This is a genomic window from Deltaproteobacteria bacterium (assembly GCA_016180845.1).
Lineage (GTDB): Bacteria > UBA10199 > UBA10199 > JACPAL01 > JACPAL01 > JACPAK01.
Window position 1 is genome coordinate 88,661 of the sequence record JACPAK010000002.1, and the last position, 19,332, is coordinate 107,992.

20 protein-coding genes are annotated in these 19,332 nt (G+C 50.3%); 10 read left to right on the top strand and 10 right to left on the bottom strand.

What is annotated here, in order from left to right:
- The first annotated feature begins 29 nt into the window (after nucleotides 1–29).
- On the top strand, nucleotides 30–1,580 hold the full coding sequence (murJ, locus tag HYT76_04565) for a murein biosynthesis integral membrane protein MurJ (GenBank protein MBI2082824.1): 1,551 nt from the start codon (nucleotides 30–32) through the stop codon (nucleotides 1,578–1,580).
- Here the strand turns inward: murJ and HYT76_04570 are convergent.
- Genes HYT76_04570 through lgt form a run of 7 tightly spaced genes read right to left on the bottom strand, consistent with a single transcriptional unit; the run spans nucleotide 1,561 to nucleotide 8,327 of the window.
- The gene (locus HYT76_04570; GenBank protein ID MBI2082825.1) at nucleotides 1,561–2,220 is read right to left on the bottom strand and encodes an RluA family pseudouridine synthase; all 660 of its coding nucleotides are present in this window, start codon (nucleotides 2,218–2,220) and stop codon (nucleotides 1,561–1,563) included. The two genes, murJ and HYT76_04570, sit on opposite strands and share 20 nt — an antisense overlap.
- On the bottom strand, nucleotides 2,220–2,840 hold the full coding sequence (locus HYT76_04575; GenBank protein MBI2082826.1) for a CPBP family intramembrane metalloprotease: 621 nt from the start codon (nucleotides 2,838–2,840) through the stop codon (nucleotides 2,220–2,222). The genes HYT76_04570 and HYT76_04575 overlap by 1 nt, the downstream gene beginning before the upstream one ends.
- A complete protein-coding gene (locus HYT76_04580; protein ID MBI2082827.1) occupies nucleotides 2,830–3,609 on the bottom strand; it encodes a prolipoprotein diacylglyceryl transferase in 780 nt (259 codons plus the stop codon). The genes HYT76_04575 and HYT76_04580 overlap by 11 nt, the downstream gene beginning before the upstream one ends.
- Complete coding sequence (lspA, locus tag HYT76_04585; GenBank protein MBI2082828.1) at nucleotides 3,606–4,127, bottom strand: signal peptidase II; 522 nt, start codon at nucleotides 4,125–4,127, stop codon at nucleotides 3,606–3,608. Before lspA ends, HYT76_04580 begins: the two co-directional genes overlap by 4 nt.
- Nucleotides 4,124–7,078 (bottom strand): isoleucine--tRNA ligase, encoded by a 2,955-nt coding sequence (gene ileS, locus HYT76_04590; GenBank protein ID MBI2082829.1) that lies wholly within the window; start codon nucleotides 7,076–7,078, stop codon nucleotides 4,124–4,126. The genes lspA and ileS overlap by 4 nt, the downstream gene beginning before the upstream one ends.
- Nucleotides 7,078–7,551 carry a hypothetical protein gene (locus HYT76_04595; GenBank protein ID MBI2082830.1) on the bottom strand — a complete coding sequence of 158 codons (474 nt, stop codon included), beginning with the start codon at nucleotides 7,549–7,551 and terminating at the stop codon, nucleotides 7,078–7,080. The genes ileS and HYT76_04595 overlap by 1 nt, the downstream gene beginning before the upstream one ends.
- Complete coding sequence (lgt, locus tag HYT76_04600; protein MBI2082831.1) at nucleotides 7,548–8,327, bottom strand: prolipoprotein diacylglyceryl transferase; 780 nt, start codon at nucleotides 8,325–8,327, stop codon at nucleotides 7,548–7,550. The genes HYT76_04595 and lgt overlap by 4 nt, the downstream gene beginning before the upstream one ends.
- Nucleotides 8,328–8,439: 112 nt before the next feature.
- On the opposite strand from lgt, the gene HYT76_04605 reads away from it, so the two are divergent.
- The 3 genes from HYT76_04605 (at nucleotide 8,440) to HYT76_04615 (ending at nucleotide 9,607) form a co-directional block, all read left to right on the top strand.
- Nucleotides 8,440–8,979 (top strand): hypothetical protein, encoded by a 540-nt coding sequence (locus HYT76_04605; protein ID MBI2082832.1) that lies wholly within the window; start codon nucleotides 8,440–8,442, stop codon nucleotides 8,977–8,979.
- 146 nt (nucleotides 8,980–9,125) lie between these two features.
- On the top strand, nucleotides 9,126–9,383 hold the full coding sequence (locus HYT76_04610; protein ID MBI2082833.1) for a DUF4258 domain-containing protein: 258 nt from the start codon (nucleotides 9,126–9,128) through the stop codon (nucleotides 9,381–9,383).
- Nucleotides 9,380–9,607 (top strand): YgiT-type zinc finger protein, encoded by a 228-nt coding sequence (locus HYT76_04615; GenBank protein MBI2082834.1) that lies wholly within the window; start codon nucleotides 9,380–9,382, stop codon nucleotides 9,605–9,607. Before HYT76_04610 ends, HYT76_04615 begins: the two co-directional genes overlap by 4 nt.
- A gap of 306 nt (nucleotides 9,608–9,913) precedes the next feature.
- Here the strand turns inward: HYT76_04615 and HYT76_04620 are convergent, their stop codons facing one another.
- Together HYT76_04620 and HYT76_04625 are read right to left on the bottom strand one after the other, a co-directional pair.
- Nucleotides 9,914–11,515, bottom strand: a complete 1,602-nt coding sequence (locus HYT76_04620; GenBank protein ID MBI2082835.1) for a hypothetical protein — start codon at nucleotides 11,513–11,515, stop codon at nucleotides 9,914–9,916.
- Nucleotides 11,516–11,746: 231 nt separating this feature from the next.
- Nucleotides 11,747–12,733, bottom strand: a complete 987-nt coding sequence (locus HYT76_04625) for a diguanylate cyclase response regulator (GenBank protein MBI2082836.1) — start codon at nucleotides 12,731–12,733, stop codon at nucleotides 11,747–11,749.
- A gap of 60 nt (nucleotides 12,734–12,793) precedes the next feature.
- On the opposite strand from HYT76_04625, the gene HYT76_04630 reads away from it, so the two are divergent.
- From HYT76_04630 to HYT76_04650, 5 genes are read left to right on the top strand one after another with little or no spacing between them, the layout of a single operon-like run.
- Complete coding sequence (locus HYT76_04630) at nucleotides 12,794–13,777, top strand: hypothetical protein (GenBank protein ID MBI2082837.1); 984 nt, start codon at nucleotides 12,794–12,796, stop codon at nucleotides 13,775–13,777.
- A gap of 42 nt (nucleotides 13,778–13,819) precedes the next feature.
- Nucleotides 13,820–15,190 carry a patatin-like phospholipase family protein gene (locus HYT76_04635; GenBank protein ID MBI2082838.1) on the top strand — a complete coding sequence of 457 codons (1,371 nt, stop codon included), beginning with the start codon at nucleotides 13,820–13,822 and terminating at the stop codon, nucleotides 15,188–15,190.
- Nucleotides 15,187–16,371, top strand: a complete 1,185-nt coding sequence (gene xseA / locus HYT76_04640) for an exodeoxyribonuclease VII large subunit (GenBank protein ID MBI2082839.1) — start codon at nucleotides 15,187–15,189, stop codon at nucleotides 16,369–16,371. The genes HYT76_04635 and xseA overlap by 4 nt, the downstream gene beginning before the upstream one ends.
- 11 nt (nucleotides 16,372–16,382) lie before the next feature.
- Entirely contained in the window at nucleotides 16,383–16,607 is a 225-nt protein-coding gene (gene xseB / locus HYT76_04645; GenBank protein MBI2082840.1) for an exodeoxyribonuclease VII small subunit, read from the top strand.
- Nucleotides 16,604–17,491, top strand: coding sequence for a polyprenyl synthetase family protein (locus HYT76_04650; protein ID MBI2082841.1), 888 nt, complete (start codon nucleotides 16,604–16,606; stop codon nucleotides 17,489–17,491). The genes xseB and HYT76_04650 overlap by 4 nt, the downstream gene beginning before the upstream one ends.
- On the opposite strand, the gene HYT76_04655 is transcribed toward HYT76_04650, so the two are convergent.
- A complete protein-coding gene (locus HYT76_04655) occupies nucleotides 17,488–18,513 on the bottom strand; it encodes an alcohol dehydrogenase catalytic domain-containing protein (GenBank protein MBI2082842.1) in 1,026 nt (341 codons plus the stop codon). The two genes, HYT76_04650 and HYT76_04655, sit on opposite strands and share 4 nt — an antisense overlap.
- An 89-nt stretch (nucleotides 18,514–18,602) precedes the next feature.
- On the opposite strand from HYT76_04655, the gene HYT76_04660 reads away from it, so the two are divergent.
- The gene (locus HYT76_04660) at nucleotides 18,603–19,331 is read left to right on the top strand and encodes a TlyA family RNA methyltransferase (GenBank protein ID MBI2082843.1); all 729 of its coding nucleotides are present in this window, start codon (nucleotides 18,603–18,605) and stop codon (nucleotides 19,329–19,331) included.
- The last annotated feature ends 1 nt before the right edge of the window (nucleotide 19,332 follow it).

Sequence of the window (19,332 nt, forward strand, 5' to 3'; positions counted from 1 at the left end):
TTCCCCCTCTTAAGATAAGAGGGGGCTCAATGAGCCATTCTCAAATCACCAAGCGTGTTGGGGTCGTCAGTTTCTTTACGATCTTGAGCCGGATTACCGGACTTTTTCGCGACATGGCGATCGCGTATGGTTTTGGGACGAAAATGGTCGCCGATGCCTTTTTCGTTGCGTTTCGGCTGCCGAATCTGCTTCGCCGCCTTTTTGCCGAAGGGGCGTTGACTGTTGCATTTGTCCCGATCTTTTCCGAGTCGCTCCGGCGTTCTCCCGATGAGGCGAGGCAAGTTTCGAATGCGACCTGGAGTCTGATGACGGCGATCCTCTGTGTCGTTTCCGGACTTGGGATTCTGCTCTCGCCGCTGCTTGTTCGATTGACTGCCTGGGGGTTTACGGCCGATCCGGAAAAATTTCAGCTCACCATCTTTCTGACGCGCGTGATGTTTCCGTATATCCTGCTCGTTTCGCTCGCGGCGCTGGCGATGGGGGTCTTAAATTCGCTCAAGCATTTCGCCGTCCCCGCCTCTTCTTCGATCTTCATGAATCTGGGTGTGATTGTTGGGGCCCTAGGGATCGTTCATCTTTTTGATCCACCGGTTACGGGACTTGCTGTTGGGGTCCTCCTGGGAGGGGTTTTACAACTTGTCGTGCATTTTCCGGTGATGAGACGTTTCGGTTTTTTGCCACGCCTCTCCTGGAACCCCCACCACCCCGGTGTCATGAAGATTGTCCGGATGATGGGACCTGCATCTTTCGGGGCGGCAGTCTATCAATTCAATGTTATTATCACAACGCTGTTGGCTTCGTTTCTGCCTGAGGGGAGCGTTTCGTATCTCTGGTATGCCGATCGGATCATGGAATTTCCATTGGGGATCTGGGGGGTCGCCCTCGCAACAGTCCTTCTTCCATCGCTCTCCGATCATGCGGCCGATCGCGATGATCGTGCACTCAAGGATACCTTTCAGTATGGACTTCGGATGGTTTTTTTTCTGACCCTTCCTGCAGCGGGTGGATTGCTCGTTCTGGGGAGGCCGATTGTCCAACTTCTGTTTGAACATGGGACATTTACCGCGACCTCGACGCTTCATACGACGCAGGCGCTCACCTTCTTTGCGATCGGACTCCCGTTTATTTCAGCCGTTCGCGTGACGACGAATGCCTTCTATTCCCTGCAGGACGCCAGGACGCCGGTCAGGATTGCGATAGCCTCCATGGCGATTAACCTCATTCTCTCACTTATCTTAATGGGGCCGCTACGCCACAATGGCCTCGCGCTGGCGATCAGCCTTTCGTCAGTTTTTAATTTTTCACTTCAGCTCTGGTATTTCCGAAAAAAGGTGGGACCACTTGGGTTACGAAAGATAATCAGAGGCCTTCTTAAAACGAGTGCTTCGACCGCCATCATGATGCTGATCCTTTTTATTCTTTATTTAGAAATTGTTCCGTTTGTTCTCGATCTTTCCGCAATGTTTCTCGTCTTTGGCCTCATTGTTTTAGGGGTTGTCTTGTTTTTTGGTATTGAGTGGTTGTTAGGGGGGGAGGAGATACGGGAGATTTTGCAGGTGGTCAGGCGCCGAAGGGGGTAGTTGAAACCACGGAGATCCGTCGTCCATTCTTTGGGTGATCAAATTCCAGTTGGCTCGCATGAAGATAAAGTCGATCGGCCGGTGGACCTTTATATAAGGTATCTCCCACGATCGGGTGACCAATCACTGCCAGATGCGCTCGAATCTGGTGACGACGGCCCGTCTTTATTTTAACGCACAATAATGTTGATGGGACGGGTGGCTGGGGGTCGGGTGCCTGACCCCCAGCCACCCGTTTCATAATAAATGGTTTATAGCTAGTAAGTGCCTCCTGCGCCTTATTCCGCCGCGCCTCTTTGAGGTTTTTGTAAACCTTCACCCTCTTCGCCGACTTCGGATCCGGACCGATCGGCCAGTCAATTTTCCCCTCTTTTGCGATAATTCCCTGAATGAGGGCATGATATTCCTTCTCGACTTTATTTTTAGAAAATGCCTCGCGCATTTTTTGATACGTCTCTTCATTACGAGCGAAGACCAGAAGCCCCGACGTGCCGACATCGAGCCGGTGACAGGCGCCTCGGTCCTTGCCACCCACCTTCAATAATTCCGGAAATTGTTTTGTGAGTTCGGATGCCGGATCGGCCAAGCCCGGTGGTTTGTCGATGATGATGAGGTCGGGGTCGGTGTAGAGAATTTTCATTACCGGTATGCACTCGAAATCCACGCCACCAAGAGATTACTCACCGTATGAAAAAGGACTGATGCTGTCACCGTTCCCGTTTTTTCCTTCAGCCATCCAAAGACGCATCCTGGGAAGAAGATTGCGAAGTGCCACCACTGCATCGCGATCACGCTATGGGAAAAGGCGAAGATAAAGGAGGTGAGTGCAATAGTTTTGAACGGCGGCAAGTGCTTTCGAATCAAGGGTTGTAGCCAGCCGCGAAAAAAAACCTCCTCCGGAAGGGCGATCAACGCAACCTGTAAAAGGAGGAGAGAGCTGAGCCGTTCCGGAAGGCTGGGGTTAAAAGAATGACCCCAGATAACCGTTTGGTAAAGATGGTTTCCGATCAGAAAAAGCGGGAAGATCAGGAGTGAGGTGAAGAAAAAGATCTTCAGTGAAGCTGTCAGATGTCTCAGATTCGATTCAAAAAAATGGAGCGAGAGTCTTCGGAAGCGGTTGTGGATGATCGGGATGTAAAAGAGCAGAAGGGCGGCGATCCATGAGAGGTTGTTCGAGAGCCAGGGGATTCCGCGGAAACGATACAGCAGGCTCAAAGATCCGATGACAAGGATGAAAATGAGAGAGGCCTCACGTCGCATGTTTTTTGGAGAGGTAACGATAGAGAAAGGCGAAAAGGATAATTGTCAGGATCCCCATGATCTGTCCGGTCGAGATGACACCGAAGTAAACGCCTCGATCGGTATCGGCCCTTAGGAATTCGATCAAGGCACGCGGAATTGCCCAGCCAAAAGCAAGTAGGCAGGCGGTCTGACCATTGAAACTTTTTTTCTTCAGGTAAAACCAGTTGATGAAAATGAAGAGCAGGACTGCATGGATCATTGAATAGATCTGGACAGGGTGCAACGGGATCGCACCGATAAAATAATAGGCGGTCGAATCAGGATTCGTGAAGGTGATCGCCCAGGGGAGACTTGTCGGTTTTCCGTAACAGCAACCAGCGAGCAGACAGGCGAGTCGTATAAAGAATTTGATGATCGGCGCAGCGACCGCCAGGATGTCGAGGTAAGGCCAAACAGGGACCTGCCGCCAGCGAAAATAGACCAGGAAACAGAGCGGGATCGCGATGAAGGCGCCCCAGGAGACGAATCCACCTCGCCAGAACTCAAAGACCCGGAGCGGTTTTTCCCAATAATAAAGGGGGGCCTCGACGAGGATATGGAAGATCCTTGTTCCGAGGATACCGGAGATCATTCCGATGATCCCCATATCCAAAGCTACATCAATTCGAAGCCCTTTTTTCTTTCCGATCCAGCAGAGGTAAAATGTTGCCGCAAGGGCTCCAATAACGATGAAAAAGAAAAACGAAGGGACCGGGGTCGAGCCGATGGAAAAGATAAATGGTTTCATGCCTTCTTTTTAAACATTAAAATCATCATCCAGATCGCGGCGACAGAGATCGCCATGTCGGCGATATTGAATGCCGGCCACTCCAGCAGGATTCTCCTTTGCCACGACCCGAGGTGAAGATTCAGCCATTGATCATACCAGTGAAAGGAGACGAAGTCGACCACCTCACCACGAAAGATCCGGTCGGTGATATTGCCGATCGCCCCTCCGAGAATAAGGGAGAGACAAACGAACATCGACTTTTGATCCTCTTGGGTTCGGAAAAAATAGATCAGAAGGACGATCAGTGCGATCGCTGAGGTGAGAAAAAAGAAGGGGAGCCGGACAGAATCAGAGAGACCTGAGAAACTGCCAAAGGCAGCCCCCGGATTTCGCACATGCACAATATCGAAAAGACCTGGGATTATAGAAATTTTCCCACCGATCTCAAGCCCGAGGACAATAAGGAATTTTGTCAGCTGATCAAACAGAACGACGAGGGGGCAGAGGAGCGCGAGAATTTTTAGTCTGGCTTTCATGAGATTTTACTGATCACCGGATGGCATCGTTCACAGAGGTTAGGATGATCGGTGAATTGTCCAACAGCGACTGACCAGTTCCAGCACCTCTCGCATCGTTTCCCATCCGCCTTTTGAACAAAGACAAAAAGGTTTTGAATCGTCTTGCTCTGGTACGCTTTTTCATCGATATCAATTCCCCATTCGACCTGAGAGACGATAAAAAAGGAACGAAGGAAGTCTCCGAGAGATTCTAATGTCTTTCTGGCATCTCCCTCTGCAGTAAGGATCAGCTTCGCCTCGAGGGAACTCCCGATCACCTTTTCAACCCGCGCGTTTTCGAGCGCCTTCATCACCTCGTCCCGGATCTCGCGGAGTACTTCCCATTTTCTTCCCAAGGTCTCATCGATCCATTGAGTCTCAGGTTCCGGAAGATTGGAGAGATGCACCGAAGGTGATTTGTTGGAGAAGGGGGGCAGATAGGTCCAGATCTCATCGGCGGTAAAAGAAAGGATCGGGGCCATCAGGCGGGCCAGGGTGGAGGCGATATTGAAAAGGACCCACTGGGCTGTCTTGCGAGCAGGATCGTTGGGCCGGGCGGTGTAGAGACGATCTTTGAGAATATCCAGATAGAAGGCGGAGAGATCCATCGTGCAGAAACGATTCATTTCATGAAAGATGATATGGAAGTCGTATGATTCATAGGCCTGCTTGACCCGGATTATAAGTTTCTGAAGAGTATGAAGTGCCCACCTGTCGATTTCCAATGCGTCAGTCAGACGGGCGGGTCCTGTCTCGGGTTCCGCCCACCCGTGCTCACCCGTTGCGCGCGGGCGGGCGCCCGACCCGAGCCACCCGCCCGTAAAACCTGTTTGGTCAGGGTTAAAGTCATAGAGATTGCCGAGGAGGAAACGGCAGGTGTTTCGAATCTTGCGATAGGCATCGACGAGACGGGTCAGGATTTCGGGGGAGACTCGAATGTCACTTCGATATTCCTCTGCAGAAACCCAGAGTCTCAAGATTTCCGCCCCGTTTTTTTGGATAATCTGATCGGGGGGGGTGTAATTTTTGGCTGACTTCGAATATTTTCGCCCTTCGCCGTCGACCACAAACCCATGTGTGAGGACCGCTTCATAAGGGGCTCGTCCGCGTGTGCCGATCGATGTGAGTAAGGAGGAATGAAACCAGCCGCGGTGCTGATCACTTCCTTCCAGATAGAGGTCGGCCGGAAATTTGAGGTCCCGATCTTTTTCAAGGACAGCGGCGAAGCTGACCCCGGAATCAAACCAGACGTCGAGGATGTCTTCTTCCTTCGTCCATTCGCTCGGACCGGCAGAGCCGGATCCTCGCTTTAATCGTGGGGAGATACCGCTCTCCCCCCGATTGCCCCCCATCTGATTTTTTATACAATTGGGACAGATCGTATTAGCTGGAAGAAGTTTTTCAGCTGGCTCGTCAAACCAGATATCAGAGCCTTCTTTTTCCATGCGTGATGAAATCTGTTCGATCAGGCCGGCATCGATCAGGAGATAGTTACATTTCGAACATCGGAAGGCGATGACAGGGACCCCCCAGCTTCGCTGTCTGGAGAGACACCAATCAGGCCGGTTTTGAATCATCCCCTGGATCCGGTCTCGTCCCCACTTCGGGATCCATTGGGTCCGGCGAATAGCATCCAGCGCCTTGCTTCGGAGGTCATTCGTCTCGAGAGAGAGAAACCACTGCTCGGTCGCCCGAAAGACCACAGGATTTTTGCATCGCCAGCAGTGAGGGTAGCTGTGCTGTATTTTTGACTCGTTCAGAAGATGACCGGACTGCTTCAGCTTTTCCGTTACCTTGCCGTTGGCCTCGAAGACCTTGAGACCAACCCATTCCGGAACCCCGCACTCTTCTGTAAATCGTCCTGCTGAATCGACAGGGGTCAGTGTTTCCAGACCATAGTGTTTTCCAACGACAAAATCTTCTTCACCATGTCCGGGGGCGGTATGGACACAACCGGTTCCCGTATCGATCGTGACGTGGTCGGAAAGGACCAGAAGGGATTTTCGAGGGAGGAAGGGGTGGTCGCAGGTCAATTTTTCAAGTTTTTTCCCTGAGAATCTTTCGAGAGGTTCTGGGACCTTTTCCCCAAAAATCTGAAAAAAAGGTTCAAGAAGGTTTTTGGCAATAATAACGACATCCCCCTTGAACGGGACCGCAACGTAATCGTAACCGGGATGAAGCGCGATAGCGAGGTTGGCCGGCAGTGTCCAGGGGGTCGTGGTCCAGATCACGACGGAAGGGCGCAAGCCTTTCAGTTTTGGAATCTGCTGATCGAGAGGTTCTGACAAGGGGAATTTGACATAGATGGATGGCGACTCACGATTTTCATACTCGATCTCTGCCTCGGCAAGCGCGGTCCGGCAGTGAGGGCACCAAAGCACCGGTTTTTTCCCGCGGTAGATATTTTTATTGGCAACAAAACGGCCAAACTCACGCGCGATGGTCCCCTCGTATTCCGGGTTCATCGTGAGGTAGGGGTGTTCCCATTCTCCCAGAACGCCAAGCCGGATGAATTCCTGTTTTTGAATCTCCACAAATTTTGCGGCATAACTCCGACACGCCTTTCGAATCTCCGACTTCGACAGTGTCTTTTTTTTGGCCCCGAGGTCTTTGTCGACCTGATGTTCAATGGGTAGGCCATGGCAATCCCAGCCGGGGACATAGGGGGCGAGAAAACCGCTCATGTTTCGGTATTTCACAATGATATCTTTGAGCACCTTGTTCAGGATATGGCCAAAGTGGATATTGCCGTTGGCGTAGGGAGGACCATCATGCAGGATAAATTTCGGTTTCCCGGCATTTTTTTTGAGAATTTGATGATACAGATCGGTCTCCTGCCATTTTTTGATCCACTGAGGCTCTTTCACCGGTAGGTCGGCCTTCATCGGAAAATCGGTTTTGGGGAGATTCAGAGTCTCTTTGTAGTCCATTACTCGCTCGCACCGATGTTGGTCAGATCGAACTGATCCTTACGCAGGAAATCAGCGAGTTTCTTTAAGAACTTTTTCTCTTCGCGGTAGGTGCTTTTCTGTTTGTGGACCAGGCTTCGCACAGGGGCCGAGACCGCAACGGAGGTTTTCTCCCCCTTTTCCTCAAGCGCTATTTCGAGCCGGTAATAAGTACCGACCACCCCATAATCCTTTTCGCCAAAGACATCGGTGTAATGAGAGGTCGCCTTTGTACTGATCCAGCGGGTTCGGATCGTCCCCCCCGAAGGGTTCGCTTCAGAAATCTCGTATCCCAGCGTGGCCAAGGTCTTTTGCGAGGCAGAAAAGGTCTCATCAAGCGATGCCGAGTAGGTGCGAGAGACGGAGGGATTTGGACGATCCTTTCCATGTACCACGACCTTGTTACAACCAACCCCAATCAGAAGAGTGATCAGTGGCCAGATAAAATGTTTCATGTTTTTATTCCTTTTGATTTTTGAACATAGGCGACAATGGCGACAAGCACAAGTCCCAGGCTGATCGCCTGAGAGACCGAGAACCAATGCGGAATCAGATAAGAACGCGCCAGGTCATTCCGAAAATATTCCAGAATGATCCGGGCGATTGAGTAGATGATAAGATACAAAAAGAGGATCTGCCCCTCAAATTTTTTCTTTCGACTTTGAAAAGCCAGAAACAGGAAGATCAGGAAGGCGGCCAGCGACTCCATGATTTGGGAAGGGAAGAGTGGAATGCCTGCTGGAGCCAGGGTCAGTGGGACGTTCGGAAAGGTGATCGAAAAAAAACTGTCTGTGGGACGGCCATGACAACACCCCGCCGCGAAACAACCGAGCCTTCCGATCGCATGACCGAGGGCAACCCCCGGCATAAAAAGATCTGCCAGCTTCAGAAACGGGATTCGCTTTTTTCTTGAATAATAAAGACTCATCGCAATCGCCCCCAGGAGGCCTCCGAAGAAGACGAGTCCTCCCTTCCAGATCTTCAGGATATCGAACGGGTTTGCGGAGTAGTCATCGAGATTCGTCAGGATATATAAGATGCGGGATCCGATCAGCGCTGAGAGGACAATATAAAAGGCGAGATCCATGATGATCTCTTTCGAGAGCCCTGCCTTTTTGGCCTCGTGTACCGTCCAATAAATACCGGCCAAAAATCCGATCGCGACAAGGACCCCATAGGTGTAGATCCGAATCCCACCGAAGATCGGTATTTCTAATAAAACCGGCCACATAAGATGTGAGATAGCGATTCACCCGGGTCTTGTAAAGAAAGTAAATAGCAACTTTAAATGACAGGACACTGAATCTGGAGCGTTTGTTAACCTTTGAAGGGAGGAGTCACCTATGGCAAGCGCTTCAGATGTAGCCCGATCGATTGGAAGTCACTCAGGATTTGAGCAGGCTGTTGCTTATCTCAGAAAAGAGGGGGTTTGGGACCCCGTGCTGGCGCGTGATCTCCGTCGCGTGGGGCAAAACTTGGAAACAGTCGAAAGAGATCTTTTCATTGCCTGCCGAGCAGAGGGAATGGTTCTGAGCCGAAGTGGTGGAGTGGTCCTTATGAATCCAGTTAGAGCTACCAGCCGCTTGGGAGCTTCTGGCATTCAAGCAATTACATTGGCGCATCAGGGGATGCAATATCTTCGGCAAATGCTTTTTGACCAGGTTGGCATAGTAGTTGCGGATTATGAGGCTACCAAGGGAAGGAATCTTGATCTTGCAAGAAGAGTGACGGCTAAATTGGGACAGGCAATCTTAAGGGCTGCTGATGCAGCGTACCTCTCAGTCGGATTAATGATTAAAGAAGGCATCCCTCAAATGACACTACCTTGTCTCGTATTGGGTGCTGTCACCTACTGTTTCGCCACCTCCATCGCCACCGACTGAAATCGGCGGCTCAATAATAATGACCTAGCTTCTCTGACTCAGGGGAGAAGTTTCTTGAACACCATTTTGTTTTTGGTAAGTATTATCCAATGGACGCCGACCAAATACATCGATGTCTCAAACGCCTCAAGTTTAGTGGCCATGCCTTGAAAGAGATGCTTGAGGAAGAGTTTGGGGAGGTCACCGAGGCTGAAATCAGGGAGGCGGTTACCAGTGGAGAGATTATTGAAAGTTATCCCAAAGACAGGCCAGTTCCAAGTTGCCTTATTTACGGCAATACTAAAAAAAGACGTCCTTTACACATTGTTTGTGCCCCATTGCTTGGTGAAGAGACTTTGGTTATTATAACAGTGTACGAGCCTGATCCGGACAAATGGATTAATTTTAAAAGGAGAAAAAAATGATTTGCATTCTTTGTAAAGGAAAAGTGGCAAAGAGGGTTGTTCAAGAAGATATTACCGTTGGGAATGACCATATCATGGTGAATCTAGAAGCAGAGGTTTGCGAAAATTGTCATGAAAGGTATTACCCGGAAGGAACAGTCGATTATCTCCAGAAATTGAAACAAGATTTAAAGAGCCACAGAGAGCAGTTTACGCCGGTGGGCCAAGTCTATCAGGCTGTTTGACCTTAAAAACCTAACAAAATTTTATAGCGAACGAGCATCAGCAAAATCGGATTTGCTCCGTTTTACTGAGCGGAGTGAGCGATGGTGCACAGGTTATCAGATGAGGGGCTTGGGGAGAGAGCAGCGACCGAATCCGGGTACCCGTGTTTACGGGTGGATGAGGAAGTCCCGTAGGCGACAGCCGGAGGGAGTATCTCCCCTTAAATCAAAAGGGTGCTCCCCCTCCCACTTTCGTGAGAGGGGAAGCTGCTTGGGGCATCCTGCCGGAGTCCGCCTCTGGCGGAGTGGCAGGGCTAGGGCACTTGGTTATTCCAACCGAAGGATCGAGCCGGTTAGGGTGGGGCTGCCGGTACTCTGAATCCACAGATCGGTTGGGGCGTCTTGAATCAGAAAAAACTGTGCTGCCGTCGCGTTCAGATTCGATGTCAACGGATAACTCTCCACTTCGACAATAGACGGTCCATTGAGAATCGTACCGCGGCCATCATTGGCGGTACAACGGAGACACAAGCCTGTTGGATTACCACTGGTGGCGTCGGTACCACGCGGTTCATAGTTAAATCTGGGATCGGTGGTCATGTTTGTGTCTGTGAGCGCCAGTGCAATTGACCAGTTATTCAGAAACTCTGGAAATTCGTCAAAGCTTGAGTCGCCACTTGCGAAAGAAGAGACGATGTTTGAAACACCGGTCGCTTTCCCTTCCAGAAGATTTTGGAGAAATTGCTGACCGTTACCGCTTTGTTCATAGAGGTAACGCAGGAAGGCATAACCGGCCCCGCGTTCAGCGAGAGTTGGTGAAGCAGCTGAGATGAGTGGAGTGGCGTTGGGACGACTGAGGAAAAGTTTGACACGGGAGTAATTTTCGAGGCCGAAACCATTCAGATCTTCTGCCAGATGGGAAAGCGCTTCGTTCAACCATGGCTCCTCCGTTTTTCCATTTCCCAAGAAGACGTGGCGATTGAAGCTGATCATATGTTGGTATTCATGGGCCAGGACACCGGGAAGGATATTGGTCAAGGCAAAATCCGAGGAGATCGGGATACCGCATCGTCCATTGGGATCGGGAAGCAGGGTATAGAAGATCTCCTGTTCGTTTGATGCCGGATTGACAGAGGAAGAGGCGTAAAGATCACCGGGGAAGAAAAAGCCTGTGACGATGCCCGAAGAGGCCATTCGATTTGTGACACAAGTCATGACAATAGAGATATGGCTGTCTCCGTTGATATCCGATTCGTTGCCGAAGAGGGATCTGTCGGTCGGGAGGATAGTATTCTGGAATTTATTGGCCAGGTCCTGGATCTCTTCGTCGCTGATATGGTCTGCAGAGTCATCCTCAACGAAGAAGAGGAGATCGTCTGTGACGACCCGAAGTGTTGCCTCTACCTGTTCATATCGGGAAAGCGAGGTCATCGATGACAGCACCTTGAACGTTTGTTTGTCACCCACCGCCATCGTTTTTGTCAGCGCAGAAAAGCTGGAACGCGATCCCAATTGCTGAAATTCCGGTGATTGGGCCATCTCCGCACCACTTTCATTCAGAAATTGGTGAAAAAGGGCGCTATCAGGATCTTCGAGCCCCTTCTCGACCTCGAGATGGGGGAGCTGGAGCAGGGGAGCCGATTCATCGGCCAATTGGAGCCCATAGTTTCCCGGAAGGGTATTCGCTGCATTCAGGATCAGGAGGTAGGAGGTGGTCCGATCGGCTATCTGGATTGAGGCGCGTCCGCTCGAAAAGGAGACCGGTGTGATCTCTTCGACAGAGAGATTTGTGAAGTCGACCTCTGAGGTTGTCGCCGCTTCGGTATTTGCAGAATAACCGTCTGTTGGATTTTCGCTCCCCTTCATGCAGGCTGTCAGAGAGATAATCATCATTATCAGCAGGAACATGCTGAACGGTCGGCTCTTCATTTTCCCCTCTTTCATTTGGGGAAAGCCAGATTGGACAACCCCACCCAACGATGATGCAGTGCAATGAATGTGCCATATTGATAATAATACTTATAAATTAATAAATACTTATTAATATTAAATAGTTATATTTAAATAATAAACTATATGTTTTTGAATACAGAGAGAAAAAGGGGTATTTATTAACCCTTTTTATGGGAAATTCGATTTTTTTTGATATCTTTCAAAGGGTTAAAGGATCGGCTTCCCGAGGATCAACTGAGTGGAGAGAGACCCATTTTTTGGGTCTCCAGCAGGCTTATGGAAGACAACAGCCCGATTTCGACCGCGCCCTTTCGCGAGGTAGAGCGCCTTGTCAGCCTCTTTCAGGAGTTCGGAGGGGCCCTTGTGAGAGGGGTGCAGGCTGCTGATTCCTATACTTGCCGAAAGTGGAAAGATCTTTTTCCCATCGAGAAAGGGATTACGACGAATCTCCTGGAGGATTCTATGAGAGATCTTCGTTGCGGCATTGAGATCTGTCTCCGGGAGCAGCACAATGAATTCATCCCCCCCGTATCGAGCAACAATATCGATATGCCTCACCGATTGTCCGAGCAGGTAGCCGATATTGGAGAGGATCTGGTCTCCTTTTTGGTGGCCGCAGTTGTCGTTGATCGCCTTAAAACCATCGAGATCGATGATCATCAGCGAAAGTGGCCGACCGTAACGCCGTGTCCTCAGGAATTCTCTTTCGAGCGCCTCAACAAGAAAATGGCGGTTATAAAGACCGGTCAAGCTGTCACGGTTCGCCTTTTCTTTCAGTTGCTGCCATGTCCGATGGGATTCGTTACGGTTCCTGTTTCTCTCAAGCGTCGAGCTAATGACATCTGCAAGCGAGATTGTTTGAAGTTCTTCTTTTAAGAGATAATCACTCGCCCCAAGCTTGAAGGTTTCCCTGATAACAGGGAGATGACTTTCACGTGTCAAGAGGACGACAGGAAGACAGATCTCCCGCTCACGTAATGTTTGCAAGAGCCGGATCGCGCTGACCTGCGGGGGGAGATGATCCGAAAAGACCAGATCGACTTCGGGTTTTTGCAGAGACTCGAGGGCCAGATCGGTTGAGTTAGAAATTTCGAGATCGATAGGAAGCCCGCACTGATCGAGTGTTTTTTTAATCGTGTTTTGATCCGATGGTTCTGGATCGATCAAAAGGATACGCAGGTTATTTTTTTCCAACCCCGATGCCCCCTTCAGGAGTTAGTTGATGCAACTTAAAAGAGATTATATCCTTTTAAAATGACTTTGACAAGATGTGTCATAGCTTTTTTCATTTTTTTCTCCACGAGTGTTGCTGCCAATACCCCGGTCAAGGAACAGATAGAGCTGACACGCAACGGAACCGAGATTCTCCTGAAGAGAAACTATCCTGAGGCCCGAAAATTTATCTACAAACTGCTCGAGAAAGAAGAGACACGACTCCTCGGCTATTTTGGGATCATGGCCTACACCCAGATTCGGAATCTCGAGAACTATGATTATCGCTTTGATTCTGAATATCTGGTGCTTGCTGAAGGGGGTCGGAAGAAAGCGCTTGATGTCTATAAGGATCCAAAATCGAGTGGATGGGACCTCCTCGTAGCGGGGGGGATTTTGGGTGTCTCCGGTTTTTACAAGGCCCATCATGGGAAATGGTTGGCGTCTCTTTGGGATGGACAGACGGCGCTTAGGGCGATGAAGATCGCCTATCAGCGGGATACCACCTTGACCGATGCCCTCCTCGGGATCGGTTTTTATCATTATTGGATGAGCCACTTTACCCGACGATTGAAGTTATTGCCCTTCGTGGCGGACCGAAGAAATTTGGGGAAGAGACAGATTCGAATGGCAGGAGAATTGGGGCAGGTCGTTGGTCCCTTGGCGGAAATTTCGCTCGGTTTTATTGATTATGTGGAAAAAGATTATCCCAAGGCGCTTGTTGTAACCAAAAAGATGCTCTCTTCCTATCCGGACAACATCGTGGTCCGGATGCTTCAAGGACAGACCTATTTTAAGATGAGAGATTACCAAAGGGCCCGTGAGGAGTTTAAAAGGATTCTCGCGATCGATTCGAGTCTGACGAAGGGATGGCTCTTTTTGGGGCTTATCGAGGCGTATGAAGGGAAGAATCCAAAAGAGGCGAGGCGGCTTTTGCAACTCTATCTCGATTTGGACAAGACCGCGACGACTCATTGGAAGAAACTGGCGGAGGAGGCGTTAGCGCGATTGAGGTCAGTGAAATAACACTTGGCAACGCGGTGCGTTGTGATAAGATTTTCTCATCTAATGGGCATAACCATAGTCCAGAAGAGCGATCTTAGCCGTAAAAAACTCCATTCAAAGACAGCCCTTGTCCTCGCGGGAGGGGCGGTTACAGGCGCCACATTCAAGGTAGGGGGACTCAAGGCCTTTAACGATTTCTTGATCAATAAAAAAGTCACGGACTTTGATATTTATGTCGGTGTTTCCGCCGGTTCGATGCTGGCAACCCCACTGGCAGGGGGGATTAGCCCTGAGGAACTTTTGAAAAGTCTTGATGGGTCTTCCGAAACATTTTCGCAAATTTCACCGTTTCATCTCTACTGGCCGAATCTTTGGGAGTTTATTGAGAGGCCTCTTTCGTTTCTCTACCGGCGTGCGACCTATATTCCCGGGATCTTCTATGACTCGCTCGTTTCCCTTCCAAAGATGTGGGGTCATCTACGCGAGGGGGTTACGAAGTTTATTCATGAACCGAATTATTCTAATTTTGAAGGGGCGCTTCGACCCCTGGCGAAGATCGTCTATTCGGAACGGACGCTTCCCTCTTTTTCGGAGGCCTTTCCGTCAGGGATTTTTGATAATCACAAGATGGAAAAGTATCTCCGGACCAATATGAAGAGAAATCGGCTTCCAAACAGCTTTCTTGCGCTGAAGAAGAAAAGAGGGAATTCGCTTTATATCACGGCGATGGATCTCGACAGTGGGGAACGGGTGATCTTTGGGCCGGACGAAAAACATGATGTCACAATTTCCGAGGCGGTGCAGGCCTCGACGGCGCTCCCTTTCTTTTACAAACCGGCACGGGTCAAGGGGGTTGATTATATTGATGGAGGGGTTCGTCGCACAACGAACATGGATGTGGCGGTCCGAAAGGGGGCCGAACTGGTGATTTGCTACAATCCTTTTGGTCCTTATTCGAATAACGTTGTCCTGGAGTATCTGCGTGAAGAGGACAAATATGTGACGAAGAATCGAAGAATTTCTTCCTATGGTGTGATGATGATCTTCAATCAGGTCTTCAGAACCGTCTTTCATACGCGTATCCGGTATTTTATCGATCACATGAAAGCTGATCCAAATTTCAAGGGGGATATCATCCTGATCGAACCGAAAGAAGACGATCAGACATTTTTTGAGATGAATCCATTCTCCTTCTGGAATCGCGCGCATGCGGCGGCGCTTGGGTTTGCATCGGTCCGTGAGGCGATCGAACAGAACTGGAAAGAGGTTTCGACGATTCTCGGCTCTTATGGAATCAAGATGACACGAGAATTGGCGGACCTCGATTACGAGAAGATTACCAAGCCAACCTCGGATGATGCGACGATCATGAATGTTTTGGAATACGATTCTTCTTTTCCTAAGAGTCATCTTCGTTTAGTCCATCGTGCGTGAAAATCTACACCGTTTCGGAACTGACAAAGGCGATCAAGGATCGACTGGAATCCGAATGGCCTGAGGTCTGGATCGAAGGCGAGGTCTCCAATTTCAAGCAGTCCCAGGCGGGGCATTCTTATTTTACATTGAAGGATGAGAGATCCCAGATTCGAGCGGTCCTCTTTCGTGGGAACAGTGGTGCCCTTCGTTTTTCATTGCAGGATGGCTTGTCAGTCCTCGCCTACGGTCACCTTTCGGTGTACGAGCTTCGTGGTGAGTATCAGATCATCGTCGATCATCTGGAGCCGAAAGGGTGGGGGGCTCTCCAGCTTGCCTTTGAGCAACTCAAGAAGAAATTGGAAGCGGAGGGTTTATTTGATCCCGCTCGCAAGAGGCCCCTTCCATTTCTTCCACAAAAAATAGGGATCGTGACCTCACCGACAGGGGCTGCGATTCGCGATATGCTCCAGATCCTGACGCGTCGTTATCCGACGCTGGAAATTCTTATCGCACCGGTGGCTGTGCAGGGACGTGAAGCGGCAGCCGAAATTGCTGCGGGGATAGAGGCGCTCAATCAGGAAGAGCTCGATCTGATTATTATCGGACGAGGGGGTGGATCGCTCGAGGATCTTTGGGCCTTCAACGAAGAGATCGTGGCGAGGGCGATCTATCATTCGCGCCTGCCGGTCATTTCGGCCGTCGGTCATGAGACCGATTTTACGATCGCCGATTTTGTTGCCGATCTTCGCGCGCCGACTCCTTCCGCGGCGGCTGAGTTGGCGGTTCCTGTCAAAGAGGAACTTCAACAAACGATTCTTCAGCTCCAGACCCGACTGAAGAGGGGGATTCAAGCAGTCCTGGAGGAGAAGCGCTTGAAGCTCAAACAATGGATCGGGTTTCTACGGGATCCGAGACGGAGGCTCGAAGAACTGCTTCTGAGGGTTGATTCCTACCAGGAGAGGATTCGGCTTGTCTTTGAGGGTCGCATGGAGGTTTATCGGGAGACAGTGCAAAGGCTTCAAGCGCATTTAAAATCATTGGGTCCCCTTGCGGTTCTCGAGAGGGGGTATGCGATTGCGATCGGTCCTAAAGGAAAGGCGCTTCGAGACTCACGGGATGTTGATATTGATGATCGAGTGAAAATCCAGCTGGCCCGTGGCAGCTTGGAGACCCTTGTCAAAAAAAGAGATCTCCTATAGAACCGCTTCCGATGCCAAAAGCTGAAAAATTTGAAATCTCTCTCGAAAAACTTGAAAAAATTGTCGAGCGTCTTGAATCCGGCGAGCTCTCTCTGGAGGAATCACTGAAGCAATTTGAAGAGGGGATGAAGCTGTCGAAGGGCTGTGAGGAGCGCCTGAATGAGGCGAAGAAAAAGATCGAGGTCTTGATGAAGGATGGGAAGAGGCAAAAAATTGAATTAGAGGAAGGGGAATGAAGATCGCTCTTTACCTGGAAGAGAAGAGGCAGAAAACAGACCGTTTTCTGGAATCGGTTGTTCGGGAAGAAGGTTCGTCCGACCGGCTCAAGGAGGCGATTCGCTATAGCCTTCTCGCGGGTGGAAAGAGGATCCGTCCGATTCTTTTGATGGCCGCTTCCGAGGCGTGTGGGGCAGGAAATGAAATTGAAGAGCTGACCCTGCCGGTCGGGGCTGCCCTGGAGATGATCCATACCTATTCGCTGATCCATGATGACCTCCCGGCGATGGACAATGATGACCTGCGTCGGGGACGACTGACCAATCACAAGGTCTATGGGGAGGCGATGGCAATTCTGGCGGGCGATTCTCTTCTGACGGAGGCCTTTAATCTTATTTCGTCGTTGAAGACCCAAAAGCCTCAAAGGATACTCGATGTGATCCGAGAGATTGCCTCTTCCGCAGGGGTTGAGGGGATGGCAGGTGGACAGGCACTCGACCTGAATGCCGAAGGGAGACGGATCTCGCCTGAGGAGCTCGAAAGACTCCATCGGATGAAGACAGGTCGCCTGATTTGTGCGGCGGTTGTTTCCGGGGCGATATTAGCGGAGGCTGCTGAGAAACAGCTTATGGCGATTCGAAACTACGGGTTCGCCATCGGGCTTGCCTTTCAGATTGCCGATGACATTTTGGACGTCGAAGGAGAGTCGAAGGTTTTGGGTAAGACAGCGCAGAGTGATGCAGCGCATGCGAAATCGACATATCCCTCTCTGCTGGGTCTTGAGAAATCCAAACGGCTTGCGCAGGAATCGACAGATAAGGCGATCAGCGCGCTTCAGATTTTTAATGGACAGGCAGAGCCGCTCCGGGAGATTGCACGCTATATTATTTCAAGGCAATTTTAAGGAATAATCGCAATCTTTAGAGGATTTTCGGAAACACCTTTTTGAAAGACCTGATTCAGGTCGGCCAGCCTTCTTTCACCGGCGATTAACGGCGAGACATCAATTTTCTTGGTTGCAATCAGAGAGAGGGACCTCGCAAAATGTGCCGGTGTGTGATGAAAGATCCCGGCAAGAGAGATTTCATCGTAATGAAGCCGATGGGTATCGAGCGTGACCTGAGTTCCCTTCGCACATCCTCCATAAAACCAGACCCGGCCGCCTTTGCGGACAAGACGCGTCGCCAACTCCCACGTTTCGGGGCGTCCAGCCGCTTCGACGACGATATCGGCCCCATGATTTTCAGGGGTCGATCCTTTGACCTTTTCGAGGAACCCTTCATAGTTGACACTGAAGATATGATCGGCACCGAGACGCCTTGCGACGGCGAGTTTTTCCTCTCCGCGTCCGAGAACGGTAACATTCGCCCCATAGAGTTTTCCTAATTGGACAAACAAAAGTCCACAGGGACCGGCACCAATAATACAAAGGGTCTCTCCTGACCTCGGAGAGATCCTCTCGATGCATTGAAGGGCGCAGGCGAGGGGTTCTGTCAGGGCCGCCTCACGAAACGGAACCCCTTCAGGAATCTTGTGGAGGTTTTTCTCAACAATGCGTGCGGGGATCCGGATATATTCCGCATAGGCACCGTTCAGGAACTCAAGATTTTCGCACAGGTTGAGTTGCCCTCGGTGACAGAAGAAGCAGTTGCCACAGGGGGCCGAATTAGCAGCAACAACCCGATCCCCTACCTGGAAATTTTTAACCTTCGATCCGATCTCCGCAACCGTCCCGGCAAGCTCATGACCGAAGGGAGAAGGGAGGTTTTTGACAAGAACGGCATGGCCTGTGCGGAAGAGCTTGAAGTCCGTCCCACATGTCAGGGCGACACCAACTTTTACCAAAACTTCATCAGGTCCAATTTCCGGGATATTGACTTCTTCGACTTTGACGTCTTCTGGCCCATACCAGAGGGCTGCTTGCATCTTCATTTTTTCACAAATCCTTCCATTGTTGACATTTGACTTTAAGAGATCGAAAAACATTCCCAATATCGTCCAAAATGTCAACGAGAATGTCAGGAATTAAAAAAGTTCGGGCGGATCTCTTGCTTGTGGAGCATGGATTGGCGGAATCACGTCACCAGGCAGCCGCCCTGATCCTTGCCGGGCGCGTCTGGACCTCTTCTGGGAGGGTTGAAAAGGCAGGTCAACTTCTGGACCCAGCGGTCCCCCTCACTTTTGAGGAAGGAGAACAGTTCGTGAGCCGGGGGGGATTAAAACTCAATTCAGCCCTTGACCATTTTCAGATAAACCCCAACGGATTTGTCTGTCTCGACTCGGGGGCCTCGACGGGTGGCTTTACTGATTGTCTCCTGCAACGCGGGACGAAAAAGATTTACGCCGTCGATGTCGGTCATGGACAGTTGCATCCCAAGCTCCGAGAGGATCCAAGGGTTGTCGTCTTGGAGAAGACGAACTTGAGGCATCTCACGGCGCTTCATGAAAAGATCGATCTTGCGGTGCTGGATCTTTCCTTTATTTCACTGACGAAGGTTTTGGAGAAAGTTTGCACCCTCCTAAAGGAGGGGGGGCATCTTCTGGCGCTTGTAAAACCGCAATTTGAACTGAGTCCAAAAGAAGTGAAGAAGGGGGTGGTTCGTGATGAGGCGTTGCGTGAAAAGGCGGTCCAAAGGGTTATGGATCATGCAAAAGGTTTGGGGATGACCGTGCGGGGGAGGGTTGATTCATCACTACCCGGTCCGAAGGGGAATCGTGAGATCTTCCTTTGGTTGAATAAATGAC